The following is a 16,176-nucleotide window of genomic DNA, read 5'->3' as shown; positions in this document are numbered from 1 at the left end:
ATTGGCGTCCCGTGCGCTTAGGCCCGCGTCAGGCTGAGCGAACATAGGGGGCCCTTGACCACAGCAAAATCCGATCGATATAGATTTCAGAGACAACAAAGCCGGATGATGGAATGCTCTCGCTCGATGTCGATGCCGTCAGAGCCTTTGTGATGGTGGCCGACCTTCACAGCTTCACGCGCGCCGCCAAGGCGTTGGGGACGACGCAAGGCGCGATCAGCGTCAAGCTGAAGCGGCTCGAGGATCGCATCGGGCATCGGTTGCTCGAGCGGACGCCGCGATCGGTCCGGTTGTCTGCGCAAGGGACGGCTTTTCTGCAGGGCGCGCGGGAGCTGATCGTTGCTCACGAACGCGCGATCGCGGGGCTCAATGCGTCTCCGCGTCACTTCGGACTTGGTATCGCTGCGCATATCGCCGGGCCGGAAGTCCCAGCCCTGCTGTCACGTCTCCACGCGCACGATCCGAATTTGACCATAGAGGTCCAGCTCGACAATTCGCGCAACCTCCTCGACCTGTTCGACCAGGGACGGCTCGATGCGGCCATCGTCCAGCGCGAGGACGATCGTCGTGATGGCGAGACGCTGGCGCGTGAGCGCTTCGGCTGGTTTGCGGCGCAGGGGTTCGAGCACAGGCCGGGAGAGCCCTTACGTCTGGCTGCGCTGGCTCCGACCTGCGGCGTGCGCAACGTAGCCACGCAGGCGCTGGATACGGTCGGCATCAAATGGATCGAGGTGTTCCTGGGAGGCGGCTCTTCGGCGGTTCACGCCGCCGTCGTGGCGGGGCTCGCCATCGCGCCGCTGTCGTATCGGATCGCGCCGAGTGGCACGATCGACATCGGCGAGAAGCTTGGGCTTCCCAAGCTGCCGCCGTCCGAGGTCGTGCTTCATTCGTCCTTGACCGATCGGCGGTCACGGGCCGCCTTGGGGGCGCTGGCAGCCGCGTTCCGCGAGCATCGCACGCAGGCGTGAGCTCCGTCCTTGCTATTCGGCGGCGTCGGATTGGAGCGCAGTCGTCGAAGGCGCGCGCCGGAAGCTCGCGCCAGGATGTGTCGTGTGCAACCGCGGGCCGCGTCCCGGGAACAGCTTTTCGCGTAGCGTGCCGTCGCGATAGGCGGTCTTGTAGACGCCGCGCGATTGCAGCTCCGGCACCACGAGGTCGACGAAGGCGTTCAGCGACTCCGGCGCGACCAGGCGGAACAGGTTGAACCCGTCGACGTCGGTCTCGTCAGCCCAAGCGATCAGCTCGTCGGCGACGTCCTGCGGCGAGCCGACCACGAAGGGCGAGCGGGCGCCGGCGCGGCTCAATCTGGCGAGGTCGCCGACATTGACCGGCCGGTCGCTCCGGACCGTGAAATTCTCGACCATCGACTGGATGGCGTTGCTCTCGACATATTTGATCGGCTGGTCGGGCCGGTAGGTCGAGAAGTCGATGCCGGTCCAGCCCGACAACAAGGCGAGCTGGCCGGTTTGATCGACATGCCGTGCGTAGTCTTCGAGCAGATCATTCGCCTCAGACCGCGTCGGCGCCACGATCACGGTCGCGCCGGCAAACAGGCGGATGTCGTAGGGATCGCGGCCATAGGTCTTGGCCGCTTCTCGAATCTCGTGGACAGCGCGTGCGAGGATTGGCTTGGTCTGACCGTTGAGAAAGATCGCTTCCGAGTGCCGGGCGGCGAAGGCGCGGCCGCGCTTCGAGGTGCCGGCCTGATACAGCAACGGCGTTCGCTGCGGCGAGGGCTCGGCGAGATGGATGCCGTCGACCTTGAAGTAGGGACCATCATGCAGAACCCGGTGGAGCTTGGCGGGATCCGTGAAGACGCGGCTGCCGCGGTCGCGGCGAACCGCATCGTCCTCCCAGCTTCCCTCCCATAGCTTGTAAGCCGCGGTCAGAAAGTCCTCGGCCGCGTCATAGCGCTCGTCATGGGCGCGACCAGCCGGAAGGCCCATCCCACGCGCGCCGCTGTCGAGATAGCCCGTGACGATGTTCCAACCGATCCTGCCCTTGGTGAGATGGTCGAGCGTCGAAAACGTACGCGCGAGTTGATAGGGATGCTCGAAGGTCAGGTTCGATGTGATGCCGAAGCCGAGATTGCTGGTGACGAGCGCCATGGCGGATACGAGCAGCGTCGGATCCGCGTTCGGAAGCTGCACCGCATGCAGGGCGGCGGTATCGGCCGTGCCGCCATAGACGTCGTAAACGCCGAACACATCTGCCAGGAAGATGCCATCGAGAAGTCCGCGTTCCGCGGTCCTGGCGTAGTCGACCCAATAATCGAGCGTGTTGTAGTCGATGGACGCATCGCGCGGATGAGACCACAGGCCCGCCCAATTGTGGCTGGGCGCAGTCATGTTGAAAGCGTTAAAGCGCAGCTCGCGCGGTCTCGTCATGGTCGGGCCCAATCGTCAATCGCAAAGAACATCTGTTCGCGTGAGCATTTTTAACATTTTGCACGAGCGAGTTTGTTTCCAATTCGGTGAAGGACCGGGAACAAACGCGTTGCGAAGCTGCAATGACGCAGCACGCGCATCGCTATTTGTCAGACACGCTCGACAGCAGCAGAATCCGACCGCATCATTTTCGTCGACAAGCACGGCTTGCCGCGCATGGCGCGCTCTCGAGATCGAAAGGGATTGCAGATGACCTTGGAGACCCGGAACTTCGAGACGCTGGCGTTGCATGGCGGATCCTACCGCTCCGACCCCGCCACCGGCGCGGTCGCGGTTCCGATCTATCAGACCACGTCGTTCCAGTTCGAGAATGCCGATCACGCCTCGCGCCTGTTCGCGCTCGAGCAGCTCGGACCGATCTACACCCGTATCGGCAATCCAACCCAGCAGGCCTTTGAGGATCGGCTTGCTGCACTCGAGGGTGGGGCGGCCGCCCTCGCAGTTGCCTCTGGACAGACGGCTTCCGCCTTCGCGATCTTCAACATTGCCCAGGCCGGCGACAATATCGTGTCCTCGACCGCTCTCTACGGCGGCACCTGGACGCTGCTATCGCAGACCCTGAAGCAGTTCGGCATCGAAGTGCGCTTTGTCGATCCCGCCGATCCCGAAAACTTCCGTCGCGCGACCGACGCCAAGACGCGCGCTTATTTCGGCGAGACGCTTCCGAATCCCAAGCTACACGTATTCCCGATCAAGGAGGTCGCGGACATTGGCCGCTCGCTTGGCGTGCCGCTGATCCTCGACAACACGGCGTCGCCGCTGATCGCACGCCCGTTTGAGCATGGCGCTGCGGTGGTGGTCTATTCGACCACGAAGTATATCGGAGGCCACGGCACCGCGATCGGTGGCGCCATCGTCGACGGCGGCAACTTCGACTGGGCCGCGCATGCCGATCGCTTTCCGCTTCTGAACAAGCCCGACGAGGCCTACCACGGCGCGATCTGGACTGAGGCCGCGAAGCCGCTTGGCCCGATCGCCTACATCTTGCGAGCCCGCGTCAAGCTGCTGCGCGACCTCGGCGCATCGATCGCGCCGCAAAATGCCTTCCAGTTCATCCAGGGCCTCGAAACCCTGCCGCTGCGCATCCGCCAGCACAACGAGAATGCGGTGAAGGTCGCGAACTTCCTCGCCAAGCACGCCTCGGTCTCGAACGTGATCTTCCCCGGTCTGCAAAACGGAGAGAACCGGCGCAGGGCGGACGCCTATCTGAAGGGCGGCTATGGCGGGCTGGTCGGCTTCGAGCTGAAGGGGGGCGTCGAGGCCGGCCGTCGCTTCGTCGACGCGCTCAAGCTGTTCTATCACGTCGCCAATATCGGCGATGCCAGGTCGTTAGCCATTCATCCTGCATCGACGACGCATCAGCAACTGACCGCAGCCGAGCAGCTCGCCGCCGGGGTCACGCCCGGCTACGTACGCCTGTCGGTGGGGATCGAGCATCCCGACGACATCTTGGCGGATCTCGGTCAGGCGCTCGCACAGGCCGACGTTGGGGCGCGCAAGGCTGCGTAAGGCACATCATCTGAATCGTAATGGGACTTGAGATCATGAAAATTCTTCGTCGCACCGCCCAGGCCGCAGGTCTCTGGCTTGCTCTCACGGCGGCCGCCTTCGCCGGCGAGCCGCTGAAGATCGCGACCAGCGCCGGCCCGGTTGGGCAATTGGCGTCCTTTGCCGCCAAGCTCGCCAAGGAGAAAGGGCAGGACGTCAAGATCGTCGAGCTGTCGGACTGGGTGGCATTGAACGAGGTCGTGAACAGCGGCGATGTCGACGCCAATCTGTTCCAGCATGCAACCTATCTCGCGCTTCAGAATAGGCAACGCGGCTTCAACCTTGTGCAGGTCGACAAGGTCGGCGTCATTGCGCCGGTCGGCCTGTTCTCGAAGAAGATCAAGAAGCTCGACGACATCAAGTCCGGCGACAGCGTCGCCATTCCGAACGAGCCGCTCAACGGCGCACGCGGGCTGATCCTGCTCGAGCGGGCCGGGCTGATCAAGCTGGCGCCCGGTAAGGGCTTCTCGGTCAGCAAGTTCGACATCATCGAGAATCCAAAGAACCTCAAGATCGTCGAGCTCGACCCCGCCCAAACCTATCGGTCGCTCGACGACGTAACGTTGGCGCTCGTCAACATCACCTACCTCATTCCGGCCGGCGGGGATCCCAAATCTGCGCTCATCGTCGACCGCACCGTTGATGACGGGCTCGTGCTGCGCTTCACGGCCCGGCCCGACAAGAAGGACGATCCGCGCCTGAAGGCATTTATCCAGGTGTTCAACTCGCCGGAAGTGAAGCAGTTCATCGAGGAGAAGATCCCGGCCTTCATCCCGGCGGGGTTCAGCAGCTAGGAGAGCGCCGTCCGTTGGGAAACTGCACCATGATCTATGTCGTCGACGTCAATCAGATGAGCTTTGCCTTCGTGGCGGGAAGTGAGAGGCACGCATCGGAGATTGCAGGCTCGCCGGGGTTTGTGCAGGCTATGGATCGTTTCTTCCTTCAAGGCTCCAAGGGTTCGAACCATCGTCCGCGTGCTGCGACGGTTCAGGAACTTGCTCTCTTCAACGACATGTCGTCTGAGTTCGCGGATGCCACGGCGGACGTCCTGGTTGCCCGCGTCGGTTAGACGTCGGAACAGATTATCGCTCGATAAGGAGATCGTAGACCATGAGACGTCGCTTGTTGCTCGTGATGGCCGCCTTTGCACTATTCACCGCGCCGGCCTTCGCGGATCAGAAGATCAAGGTCGGGATATCGGGCGGCGATGCCGAAATCATCTGGGCGAAGGTGAAGGAGATCGCGGCCAAGGACGGCCTCGATGTGCAGGTCGTCGTCTTCAACGATTATCTGTTGCCCAATGCCGCGCTGGATGTCGGCGATCTCGATGCGAATGCCTTCCAGCACAAGCCGTTCCTGGACAACCAGATCAAGACCAGGGGATACAAGATCGTCGCCGTCGGCGAGACGATCGTCGCACCGATCGGGCTCTATTCCCGCAAGGCGAAGTCGGTTGCCGAGATCAAGGAGGGGGCGTCGATCGGCATCCCCAACGATCCGTCGAACGGTGGCCGGGCCCTGCGGCTGCTTCAGGCCGAAAAGCTGATCGAGCTCAAGGACGGCGTGGGGATCCTGCCGACCGCGCTCGATGTGACCGCAAATCCAAAGAAGCTCAGGATCCGTGAAATCGACGCCGCCCAACTGCCGCGCAGCCTGGACGACGTCGATGCTGCGGTCATCAACACCAATTACGCCGTCCCCGCCGGCCTCATTCCCGGCAAGGAATCCATCGCAATCGAATCCTCGGTCAACAATCCCTACAGCAACTTCATCGCCGTTCGCGAGAAGGACAAGGATGCTCCCTGGGTCGCGAAGCTGGTGCGTGCCTATCAGAACGATACGGTCCGCCAGACCATCAAGGACAAACTGCCGGGTCAGATACCCGCGTTCTGAACAGATTCAATCCGGAGACGAGCGATGACAAACCCACCTGGCCGTGCCGAGAAGCTATCGAGTTCGGCAGGATCCGTCGTGTTCGATGCGGATGTGCTGGTGCTCGGTGGCGGTCCCGCGGGCACATGGGCCGCAATAAGTGCCGCCGAGCGTGGTGCGCGCGTCGTGCTGGCGGACAAGGGGTTTTGCGGCACCTCAGGCGCGACCGCGGCGGCCGGCACCGGTGTCTGGTACGTCGACCCCGCTCCGGAGCGCCGCGAGGCCGCGATGGCCAGCCGTGAGAAACTCGGTGGCCACCTCCAGGACCGTCGCTGGATGGCGCGCGTGCTGGACCGGACCTACGCCCAGAGCAACCAGCTCGCCGATTGGGGCTATCCTTATCCTTCGGATGACGACGGCAAGCCGCAGCGGAATTCACTCCAGGGTCCGGAATACATGCGGCTGATGCGCAAGCGAACGAAGCAAGCCGGCGTCACCATTCTGGATCACTCGCCGGCGCTCGAGCTCTTGGTGGATGAGAACGGCGTGGTGGCCGGCGCCGCAGGCCTGCGACGGCAGAAAGGCGACCGTTGGGTGGTCAATGCGAAGGCTGTGGTGATCGCCACCGGCGGATGCGCCTTCCTTAGCAAGACGTTGGGCTCGAACGTTCTGACCGGCGATGGCTATCTCCTGGCAGCCGAGGCCGGCGCGGAATTCACCAGCATGGAGTTCTCCAACGCCTATGCTATCTCGCCGGCATTCGGCTCAGTGACCAAGACCCTGTTCTACAGCTGGTCGAGCTTCACCGACGAGGAAGGCAGTGTGATCCCAGGGGCGTCATCCAAGGGCGGCCGGTCGATTATTGCTCGGGCGTTGTGCAAGGGCCCGGTGTACGCCCGGCTCGACGAGGCCGACGCCGAGACCCAGCGGCATATGAGGGTATCTCAGCCGAACTTCTTCCTGCCGTTCGACCGGACCGGCCTCGATCCGTTCACGCAGCGTTTTCCGATCACGCTTCGCCTCGAGGGGACCGTCCGCGGCACGGGTGGCCTGCGGATCGTCGACGACAGCTGCGCGACTACCGTTCCCGGCCTCTACGCTGCGGGCGACGCGGCAACCCGCGAGCTGATCTGCGGTGGTTTCACCGGGGGCGGTAGCCACAATGCGGCCTGGGCAATGTCGTCGGGGTATTGGGCCGGTCAGGGCGCCGCCGAATTCGCGCGACAGCTGGGTACCACAAGCGGGCGTCAGGCATTTCGGCGCGGCAGCGTTGCGCTTCGCTCCGGCAGTGGGCGACCGCTTCAGGCTGACAAGCTCGCCCGGAACGTTCAGGACGAGGTGTTTCCGTACGAGCTGAACTATTTCCGCGAAGCCGGGCGGCTCAGCGAGGCGTTATGGCGTCTGGACGGCTTCTGGTCTGAGGCATCGAATGCCGGCGCGTCAGACGAGCAGGATCTGCTTCGCGCACGCGAGGCCACGGCCATGCTCGCAACGGCGCGCTGGATGTATCGGAGCGCGCTGGCGCGTCAGGAGAGCCGGGGTATGCATCGCCGCGACGACTATCCCGAGCAGGACGACCGCTATCGCCACTACGTGACGACCGGAGGGCTCGACGACGTCTGGACCTCGGCGCGCCCGCTGCGTTCCTCTCAGTACGCGGAGGCCGCGGAATGATCGAGGTCATCGATGCCGAGCGCTGCACGGCGTGCGACATCTGCGTCAACGTGTGCCCCACCAATGTCTTCGACAAGACCGACGACATTCCGAGGATCGCGCGCCAGAGCGATTGCCAAACCTGCTTCCTGTGCGAGCTCTACTGCCCCGAGGACGCGCTGTTCGTCTCGCCATTCGCCGACGCGCCGCAACAGGTCGACGTCGCCGCGTTGAAGGAAGCCGCAGTGCTCGGCAGCTATCGGCGTGCAGTAGGCTGGACCAATGAGAGCCGGCACTTGCGCGATGCGGATCGGAGCTACCGGCTGTTCGGCCATTGAAGTTTACGTCGACTTCGGGAGAACGGACATGACTGGAGATCGCCTGTTCCTGTTGAAGCCCGGATTTGAGGATCCCGGGCAGCCGGGCCGCTTCTTCGTCTGCTCGCACTGCAATGCGATTGCGGGGTTGCTGGCGTCGTTTCCAGGGCTGGCAACACAGATTGAGGTGCAGCGCCTGGGGACGCTTTGAAAAGGGAGCGTGAAGTCCGATCGCGGCGCCGATCAGGGAGGAGGACGTTGTCACCAGGCCCAACAGAGCGGCCATGGCGAGGTAGTAGGGCGACGTCATGAAGCTCCCAATACATCGCGATCGTTCGCCGCAACGTGCCTGCTGCAGCATGATGACGTGCGGGATGTAGGAAAGCGAGAGCGCCTGCGGCGTCGCCGCATAGGAAACTCATATAGACGCACTCAGCCGCAGCTCCGCGTTTCAGGCCGCCCGTTTCATCTGGGCAGAATCCTGCCGATAGGCGGACATGACGAAGCCCTGACGGCATCTGACCCCGGCCTCGATTCGGAAGCCGAGCTGTTCGAGCTTCTTGCGGACCTTGAGCGCGAAGCCCGCCTCGTTCGACTTGATCAGCACCGCGATTGCAGCGGTCGTGCCGAGAGATGGTGCGATCTGGGACAGCGCCATCTCGAACTCACTGAACATGTCTTGCACGGTGATGAGGCCGACGGAAAAGGCCGGCTTACGCAAGAAGATGGAGGGCAGTCCAATTCGGGTGAAGCCGCGCTGGCGCAGCGCCTGATAGAGTTCGGCGCTACCACGGCCCGCGACGATCGCGCGATTGAGATTCGACAGATGGGTGAGCGAGATCATGGTCTCGACCACCTGGTCGCGATCGGTGAAGGGAGCGGGGTGGAGCACGAAGATACTCCTTACAGTAGGTGCGCGGGCGCACTGGAACGAGAATTTGCCCTGAATGGCGCGACCAATATCGTTCGCGGCCAGTATGATTTCGAGGGGACAGGCAGGCTTATCTCATAGGAACGGCATAGGATCGGGACGAGGTTGAGGTGCGTTCAACGTTCGTTGCGCATGTAGGCGCTTCGTGCCGTCACCGATCTCAGGTCGGGCTCCGCACTGCTGCCTGCACCAGGATGGTTGATCGTTGCCTCCGACAGGCGATGGATGCCGGCGTCGATCTGGCGATCCAAGGCATGAAGAATGATGTGCCGCGAAGGCGGCCGTCACCAGGATGAGAAGCTAAGAGCGCAAACCCATGAGACTTCCCCATCCCTGGTGGCGTTGCACAGATCGGACAATTGGAGGGCTGGCCTGAACCGGAGCCTCGCTCAAAAAAGGAGCCCCGGACGTGCCGGGGCTCGAGTGGTTGGAGGTTTGCCGAGAGACTTCAGTATTTGGCGACGACAGGGGCATCCCAATGGAATTTGTAGTTGACGCCGACCAGCGCGGTCGAGGCACGCTGCTGGACGTTGATGACTTCACCCGCGCCGCCGCCAGCCAGTGTGAACGCCCGCGCGCTGTCGTCGAGGAACGACATGTAGTTATACTCGGCGAAGACCGACCAGTTCGGCGCGAACATCCATTCGGCGCCGATACCGATGGTCATGCCGGGCTGCATGAAGCTTGCGGACTCGATCAGCGCGCCACCGGGCGCAAAGACCTGGTTGCGTTCCCGAATGAAGGCCGCACCGCCCTTGAGATAGCCGAGGAATTGCGGCGTCCAGAGATAGCCGATGCGGCCGGTCGCGGTGTAGATCTCTTTCAGGTTGTTCGCTTCGGAGAAGGCGGGGAAGTCGGTCAAGGCGTGGCTGCCCTTGATATTGCCGAAATCGAAGCTGCCGCCGACGCCGAACACCAGATTGCCGGTCTGGAAATCGCAACCGACCTGGCCGCCGCCGATCACGCCGCTGTCCTTCTCGCGGCCGTAGTCGTTCGGTGCAGCCACGCCGCCGACGTCGAGCGCGCGGGCCGTATTCAGCCGTGTCCAGCCGCCACCGACATTGGCGCCGAGGTAGCAGCCGGTCCAGTTGTAGAGCGGAGCGGCAGCCATTGGCCGCGCCTTCAATGGCAGATCGGCAGCGACTGCGGCGCTCGCCGCGCCGAGCCCGATCAGCACACTTGCGACAACAAGAGATTTCAATCGTCCGTACATTCGAGCCCCCTGCATGGCCATGAGGCCAATTCATCTTCGGAGATGATGTTAGGGACAGCGCACGGATTCCGCGATGCCGAAAGGGCTGCTTGAGCGTGCAGAGGTCGCTTTTTGCGCGCGCGTTGTACGCTCGCGACATCGCAAAATGCCGAAAAGAATTAAGGAAAAATAGCTTCCGGACTCGCGGAGTGGTTTCGGTAAATTGAGACGCCGGACATGGCCGCGCGATACGTCGAAGGTCGCCTGAGATTGTATCACTGTGTTTGTGCCGATGGTCCGGTGCGCAATCCCGTCAATCCCTGTCGCGCGTTCGCCAGGCGAAGATGATGAAGATTGCGACAACGGCCGCGCCCGCAAGCATCCAGTACTGGGCGTCGATGCCAAAAACGCTAAATGTTTGAATGAGGAAGTCCACGGCACTCGCCCTTTTGTTGGGCAAGCTACGCGGTTCGGGAATGGAAATATATTATTTTTATACGATGGGTGTTCTGCGCGTCGTGCGCAGGCATGCCAGCACTCGCGGGCGGCGCAAGGTATGGGGCAGCCCTGGTCAGAGCGCGGATCGCGAGGCGCGCTCGATGACCAGTCCGTTGAGGAGATCTTCGAGCGCGATGCGTCCGGCCTCGTGCGCGGCCCGGTGCGAGCGAAACCCGGCTTCACGAAGCCTGATGCCCATCGGCCTGCGCTTGCGCCGGATTTCCCAGGACCAATCCTGACATGCATCGCCGGACCAGGACACGACGACGTAAAAGGATCGTTGGAGAAGGGCGAAGCATCAACTCACCCGTGCCGCCACCGGCGCGGCGTCCAGACGGTTCTGAAGGCGATAGCCGACACCCGACTCGGTCACCAGGAGACGTGGCTGGTTGGGGTCGGCCTCGATCTTCTGGCGAAGCTTGCGCACGAGGATCCGAAGGTACTGGATGTTGTCGCGCTGATTGCCGTTCCAGATATCCTTCAGGAGCTGATCGTGGGTGACGACGAGGCCGACATGCATGGCGAGAACGTGAAGCAGCCGATATTCCTTGCGCGTCAGGCGAACCAGGTTGTTGTTCAGCGAGACCGTACGGGTCACGAGATCGACCGACAGCGGGCCTGCGACCACGACTGGATTTTCCGTCGCCGACTTGAAGTACCGCCGCAAGGCGGCCTCGCTTCGCGCCAGCAGTTCGGCCATGCCAAACGGCTTGACGACGTAATCGTCGGCGCCGGCCTGGAGCAGACGTACCTTCTCGTCCTCGCCGGCAGCGACGGAAAGGATGATGATCGGCACGTTGGACCACGCACGGATCCGCTCCAGCACCTCCGCGCCGTGAAGATCGGGTAGCGCCAGATCGAGAACGATGAGGTCAGGTGAACTGAAGGTCGCGAGCTTCAATGCCTCGGTGGCGTTTTCGGCCTCGAGCACGGCGAAGCTGGTGAGCTCGAAGCCGGCGCGGAGGAAGCGCCTGATCTTCGGTTCGTCGTCGATCAGGAGAACGATGTTTGCCGGCTTACTCATCTGTCAGCGCGATCGGTTCGGAGGTGGATGGCTCGAGCGCGGGCAGGGAGATCGATACCGTTGTTCCCTGTCCTTGGCCGCGGCTATGAACCGTGATCATGCCCTCATTGGCCTGGATGAAGGTCGAGGCGATCCAGAAGCCGAGGCCCGACCCCGGCACCGACGCCTGATGTCGCGCGCTTCGAAAGGATCGCTGCCCAAGCTTTTGCTGTTCGTCGGCGGTGATACCAACGCCCTGATCGGACACGACGACGTGCACGCGATGGGGCTCGCAACGCACGTCCACGGTGATCGTCGAACCGGACGGCGAATATTTCGCGGCGTTCTCCAGGATCTGCCCGCAAGCCTCCTCCACCAGGCCCGAGTCGACGTGGAGCAGCGGAAGATCATCTGTGAAATTCGCCTCTATCCGATGCGCCGAAAGCCGTCGCGCGCGGCGCGTGATGGCGCCGTTGACGATATCCCTCGGGTCCGCCCATTCGCGGCGCGGGCTCAGTCCGCCCGCGGTGACGCGAGTCGCGCTGAGCAGGTTGCTGATATAGCCGTCGAGATGGCTCGCCTCGTCAGAGATCGCCTCGACCAGCGTTCTTATGCGCGCGTCTCCACGTATGGCTGGAATGGTCTCCAGCACGCTCGCCGAACCCTGGATCGCCGCGAGCGGCGTGCAAAGCTCGTGCGACAGTGTTCCATGGAAGGCGTCGCGTAACATTTGCGCCTGCAGGCGCAATCGCGCGCTCTCCATCACCTTGCCGATGTCGAGGCGCTGCAGCGTCAGCGCGGTCTCGTCGAGGATTGATTGGATCCGTCGAGTCCGCCGTTCAATCGCTGGCTGGGAACCCAGACCGATATTGACCGCGATCACGCCGTGAATAGCGGAATCTGACGAGATCGCCCTGAGCAGCCAGATCTCGCCGCGCTGCTCGTCGACGATGGTCTGCAACCCTGGACCCGCTCCGGAATTCATCGCTGCCGCAGTTGCCTGCACTGAAAGTGGTGCGAAGCGCGACTCAGGGGGTTCGAAATGCCCGTCCGCGGTCGTCACGAACAAAGTTGCCGCGTGGCCGAAGGCGCCCTCGAAATGTTGACGGATGGCGGAAATCAAGTCCGCGACCGTAAAGCAGGAGGCGAGGCGACGCGAGAAGTCATAGAGCGCGTGCATCTCCTTCTCGCGCTGTCGCAACGTGTCCGTTTCCTTGCGCAGCCGCGAGGCCAGATTGCTGCTGACCAGCGCAACGATCAGGAACAGCAGGAGATCGACCGCCTCCTGCGGGTTGTCAACGCGAAAGCTGTAAAGAGGTTCGAAGAAGAAGAAATCCGCGGCTGCCGTGCCCGTGATCGATGCCGTCATTGCCGGCCAGACGCCCCATCGAGTCGCAGCATACATGACTGGAACGAGGTAGGCGATCGGGACCAGGCTTGACGCCAAGGTCGTGCTGAGTGCGAACAGCGCGGTGGTGACCAGTCCGATGCTCAGAACCGACAGCAACACCGGGATCACGTTGCGCCACACGACGACACGCAGCGACGCGACCTCATCCAGGGCCGGTATCCCCGAGGATGGCAATTTGGAATCGGTCTGCCGCACGCTCGTCATCGAAAACATGCGGCCCAGAGGTGGATGAAGAATCAAAGTACGTACTTGCCCTTGCCGACGGCGACATCGAAAGGTCCAGCTCCGGCCGCGTCGGCCGCAACGGGATCAATGGTCAAACAAGACCCGATCGGACAATGTTCGGAAATTCGATTGCTATCGGCATGCGTCGACCAACGGCGCGCACCCGAACCCGTTCAATGTCGTGATGCAGACTCTTCGATGTCGTCAACTACCCGGCGAAGGAACGATGTTCCAGATCGACGTAGAAAATCTATGATGTTGGGAGTGGTCCAACATAAAAAAGAAATAGCCGCAGCCTCCGTAGTTCTACGGAAAAAGTTCGATCCGGACTCCGCGTCAGGCGAAGTCGGGTTCTGATTCCCTCAACGATTGTACCGGGCCTCAGGGCAACGCCGCGATTCGTGGCTGTGAGGCGTCTTATGCCTGCCGGACCAGGCTCGCATATTGCAGGGCGCGCTTCTCGCCGAGAAGCTCCGGCCTAGATGCCCGGTAAAGGCCGGCTTCGTCGGCCGAGCGGGTCTGAGGCAGCGCAAGGGCCGCGACCGCTGCGGCGCTGATCTGCTTGGGCGGATAGAGATAGAAGTCCATCAGCGGCATATGCGGCCCGTGCGCACTCTGTTTCAGGACGTCACGCGCGGTCTCGCCGGCGACCGGATAGATCGCGCTCCATCCGGCGAAGCTGCTCGCCAGAATCTCTAGCGAGAGAATCGTGGTCGCGATCTGCACGAAGCCGTCATTGGCCTTCTTCGAGCTGCGGGTCGTCGAGGCGCGGCGCAGGATTCGGCGAAGCTCAGTGTGCCGTTCGATCAGCGGGCCCAAGCGAAAGTGCCAAAGCATATTGGGCAACGAGGCGAAGCCGTGAACCTCGTGATACGATTCGATCAGGCTGCAACATTGCCGCGTCAGGTTCTTCGGCAGGAAGCCGAGGTCGAACGCGACACCGCCCGCTGTTGTGTTGTCGCTGGCGCGCGCTGCACAAGTCACGGCTTCCATGATCAAACCTCGCGAAGCAAATTTGCCTACGTAGCGAGCTTAGCGAGTCCAGGCATATATCTTCGATCGACAATCTGGCGCACATGCGTAGCAAAATACTAGCTGCGGGAAGCAAGCGGCGCTTGGTTGCGAGTAAGTCGAGCACAGCGCGTCGCGCACTATGACGAAAATGACACAGCTCGAAGCGAACGTTTGCGCTGCATCATCGTTCTAACGGCAAAAGACCACTTTTTCGCTGACGATTTGAGCAAGCGCGGTGAGCATCTGATGCTTACGAATGCAAATGATGCCCGCGAGGCGCCTCGCGCTATTTTATTTTAACGAACGCGCGCCGGAAACCGCATCGCTTTTTTTTGCCCGCCTCACGAAAGATTGCACCTGAAGCTTAACCAAACCGAAAGAGCGCCTGGAAGGCGTCGGTCCAACAGCTTGGGGCAATATGATGAGAAACTATCTTTTGGCGGGCGTATCGCTGGTCGCGATCGGGATTGGCGGCGCCGCCAATGCAGCGGACACGCTTCCGCCCGTGGGGAAGACGTTCTGCGATCCCTACAAGAACTATGCGTGCATGGACTCCTATCTGGGTCAGGACTTCATGACCCGCTTCATCAACTACTATCGGCTCGAATGGGGCCATGAGGCCGCGCCGTCCGATCCGAAGGCGGCGGCGTCGCGCCGCGACGGTTGGCCTGCGACACCGCAGAGCATTCCGCCGATGCCGTTCACCGAATGGCCCTATGGCGGTGCGACCGCAATCGGCGTCACGCGTCCGAACTCGGTCGACAGCCCGCTGATGAACGCGATGAGCAACACGGCCGTCGGGCAGTGGATGAACGACGCGCACATTCAGGTCTATGGCTGGGTCAACGCCGGCGGCAACCTCAGCAACAACACCGTCCGCGGCGGCAATTCGCCGGCGGCATACGACTACAATCCGAACACGGTTCAGCTCGATCAGGCCGTGGTCTATATCGAGCGGCTGCCCGACACAGTCCAGAAGGACCACATCGACTGGGGCTTCCGCATCGCGCCGATCTATGGCGAGAACTATCGCTACACCACGGCTTACGGCTTGTGGAGCAATCAGCTCCTTCAGCAGAACAGGAACTACGGCTATGACATGCCGATGGCCTATGGCGAGGTCTTCATTCCCTATCTGGCCGACGGCCTTCTGCTGAGGTTCGGCCGCTACATCTCGATCCCGGACATCGAGGCGCAGCTCGCGCCGAACAACTACATGTATACGCATTCGATGACGTATACGTTCGACAACTATACGAACACCGGCATCAACGCCTCGCTCGCGCTGAACAAGAACTGGATGATCCAGGGAGGCTTCTCGGTCGGCACCGAAGCAATGCCGTGGCATGTCGGCGCCAAGATCGCCAATCCGAATCCCAATCCGCTGTTCCCGGACAGCACCATGCTGAAAGATCCCGGCGCGCAGCCCACCTTCAGCGCGGCCGTCCGCTACGTCACCGATAGCGGCAATGACGGCGTCTACGTGATCGCCAACGGCATCAACAACGGCACCTGGGGCTACAACAATCTCCAGTGGTACGGGTTGACCTATTATCACAAGTTCAACGATCAGTGGCACATCTCGTTCGAGACCTACAACGAGCACCAGAACAACGTGCTCAACCTCGACAATCCGGCCTCGGTCGCGCTCGTGGCCAGCGGTACACCGTTCTCGCTCGACGTCATGCCCTGGAACGCACCGTTCGGCGCGCATTGCGGCAACGCAACCCAGCTCTCGTGCACGGCGTCGGTCCAGACCTTCCTGACCTACGTGAACTACAGCCCGACGAAGATGGACAACATCTCCTATCGTCTCGAGTGGTTCGACGACAAGCAGGGACAGCGTACCGGCGTGAAGACGCGCTACGTCGAGACCGGGATCGGCTGGCAGCACTGGTTCTCGCCGCAGATCGAGATCCGGCCCGAAGTGTCGGTGTATCACGCGCTGGACGCGCCGGCGTTCAACGGTAACGCCAACTTCGGCATTCCCCCGAACAAGAAGACGGCCGTCATCGGTTCGGCGGACATCATCATCCACTTCTGATTCTGCGGACGGGTGGCGCCG

Annotated in this window: 16 protein-coding genes and 1 pseudogene; 9 read left to right on the top strand and 8 right to left on the bottom strand. The window is 62.2% G+C overall.

Annotated features, from left to right (window positions below):
• Positions 1-113 precede the first annotated feature (113 nt).
• The gene (locus ACVJ5M_RS31845; protein WP_063984164.1) at positions 114-968 is read left to right on the top strand and encodes a LysR family transcriptional regulator; all 855 of its coding nucleotides are present in this window, start codon (positions 114-116) and stop codon (positions 966-968) included.
• Between the two features lie 12 nt (positions 969-980).
• Here ACVJ5M_RS31845 and ACVJ5M_RS31840 read toward each other — a convergent pair whose 3' ends face one another.
• Entirely contained in the window at positions 981-2,387 is a 1,407-nt protein-coding gene (locus ACVJ5M_RS31840; protein ID WP_063984163.1) for an LLM class flavin-dependent oxidoreductase, read from the bottom strand.
• A gap of 249 nt (positions 2,388-2,636) precedes the next feature.
• On the opposite strand from ACVJ5M_RS31840, the gene ACVJ5M_RS31835 reads away from it, so the two are divergent.
• The 7 genes and pseudogenes from ACVJ5M_RS31835 to ACVJ5M_RS31805 all read left to right on the top strand — a co-directional run.
• The gene (locus ACVJ5M_RS31835; protein WP_283018604.1) at positions 2,637-3,956 is read left to right on the top strand and encodes an O-acetylhomoserine aminocarboxypropyltransferase/cysteine synthase family protein; all 1,320 of its coding nucleotides are present in this window, start codon (positions 2,637-2,639) and stop codon (positions 3,954-3,956) included.
• A 35-nt stretch (positions 3,957-3,991) separates the two neighbouring features.
• Positions 3,992-4,789 carry a MetQ/NlpA family ABC transporter substrate-binding protein gene (locus ACVJ5M_RS31830; RefSeq protein ID WP_084795384.1) on the top strand — a complete coding sequence of 266 codons (798 nt, stop codon included), beginning with the start codon at positions 3,992-3,994 and terminating at the stop codon, positions 4,787-4,789.
• Positions 4,790-4,818: 29 nt separating this feature from the next.
• Positions 4,819-5,064 (top strand): hypothetical protein, encoded by a 246-nt coding sequence (locus ACVJ5M_RS31825; RefSeq protein ID WP_063984162.1) that lies wholly within the window; start codon positions 4,819-4,821, stop codon positions 5,062-5,064.
• A 41-nt stretch (positions 5,065-5,105) separates the two neighbouring features.
• Positions 5,106-5,888, top strand: a complete 783-nt coding sequence (locus tag ACVJ5M_RS31820) for a MetQ/NlpA family ABC transporter substrate-binding protein (protein ID WP_063984161.1) — start codon at positions 5,106-5,108, stop codon at positions 5,886-5,888.
• Between the two features lie 24 nt (positions 5,889-5,912).
• Positions 5,913-7,541: an FAD-dependent oxidoreductase gene (locus tag ACVJ5M_RS31815; protein ID WP_231144542.1), complete on the top strand. Its 1,629-nt coding sequence runs from the start codon at positions 5,913-5,915 to the stop codon at positions 7,539-7,541.
• Positions 7,538-7,858, top strand: coding sequence for a 4Fe-4S dicluster domain-containing protein (locus tag ACVJ5M_RS31810; RefSeq protein WP_063984159.1), 321 nt, complete (start codon positions 7,538-7,540; stop codon positions 7,856-7,858). Before ACVJ5M_RS31815 ends, ACVJ5M_RS31810 begins: the two co-directional genes overlap by 4 nt.
• A 28-nt stretch (positions 7,859-7,886) precedes the next feature.
• Positions 7,887-8,036 (top strand): annotated as a pseudogene (locus ACVJ5M_RS31805) (DUF3088 family protein); the annotation flags it as partial.
• Between the two features lie 252 nt (positions 8,037-8,288).
• Here ACVJ5M_RS31805 and ACVJ5M_RS31800 read toward each other — a convergent pair.
• From ACVJ5M_RS31800 to ACVJ5M_RS31770, 7 genes are all read right to left on the bottom strand, one after another.
• Complete coding sequence (locus ACVJ5M_RS31800) at positions 8,289-8,729, bottom strand: hypothetical protein (protein ID WP_081369286.1); 441 nt, start codon at positions 8,727-8,729, stop codon at positions 8,289-8,291.
• A 487-nt stretch (positions 8,730-9,216) separates the two neighbouring features.
• On the bottom strand, positions 9,217-9,981 hold the full coding sequence (locus ACVJ5M_RS31795; protein ID WP_187387754.1) for an outer membrane protein: 765 nt from the start codon (positions 9,979-9,981) through the stop codon (positions 9,217-9,219).
• Between the two features lie 292 nt (positions 9,982-10,273).
• Positions 10,274-10,396, bottom strand: a complete 123-nt coding sequence (locus ACVJ5M_RS31790; RefSeq protein WP_256376419.1) for a hypothetical protein — start codon at positions 10,394-10,396, stop codon at positions 10,274-10,276.
• A gap of 135 nt (positions 10,397-10,531) precedes the next feature.
• The gene (locus ACVJ5M_RS31785) at positions 10,532-10,657 is read right to left on the bottom strand and encodes a hypothetical protein (protein ID WP_354100037.1); all 126 of its coding nucleotides are present in this window, start codon (positions 10,655-10,657) and stop codon (positions 10,532-10,534) included.
• Between the two features lie 99 nt (positions 10,658-10,756).
• A complete protein-coding gene (locus ACVJ5M_RS31780) occupies positions 10,757-11,482 on the bottom strand; it encodes a response regulator (RefSeq protein ID WP_063984157.1) in 726 nt (241 codons plus the stop codon).
• Entirely contained in the window at positions 11,475-13,076 is a 1,602-nt protein-coding gene (locus tag ACVJ5M_RS31775) for a DUF4118 domain-containing protein (protein WP_354122509.1), read from the bottom strand. Before ACVJ5M_RS31775 ends, ACVJ5M_RS31780 begins: the two co-directional genes overlap by 8 nt.
• 438 nt (positions 13,077-13,514) lie before the next feature.
• Positions 13,515-14,090: a hypothetical protein gene (locus ACVJ5M_RS31770; protein WP_063984154.1), complete on the bottom strand. Its 576-nt coding sequence runs from the start codon at positions 14,088-14,090 to the stop codon at positions 13,515-13,517.
• Between the two features lie 442 nt (positions 14,091-14,532).
• Here ACVJ5M_RS31770 and ACVJ5M_RS31765 point away from each other — a divergent pair, with 442 nt between their 5' ends.
• Positions 14,533-16,155: an outer membrane beta-barrel protein gene (locus ACVJ5M_RS31765; RefSeq protein WP_084795383.1), complete on the top strand. Its 1,623-nt coding sequence runs from the start codon at positions 14,533-14,535 to the stop codon at positions 16,153-16,155.
• Positions 16,156-16,176 lie beyond the last annotated feature (21 nt).

Source organism: Bradyrhizobium sp. S3.7.6 (assembly GCF_054061875.1).
Note: the sequence above shows the minus strand (reverse complement) of the source record. Positions and strands in the feature narration are given on the sequence as shown.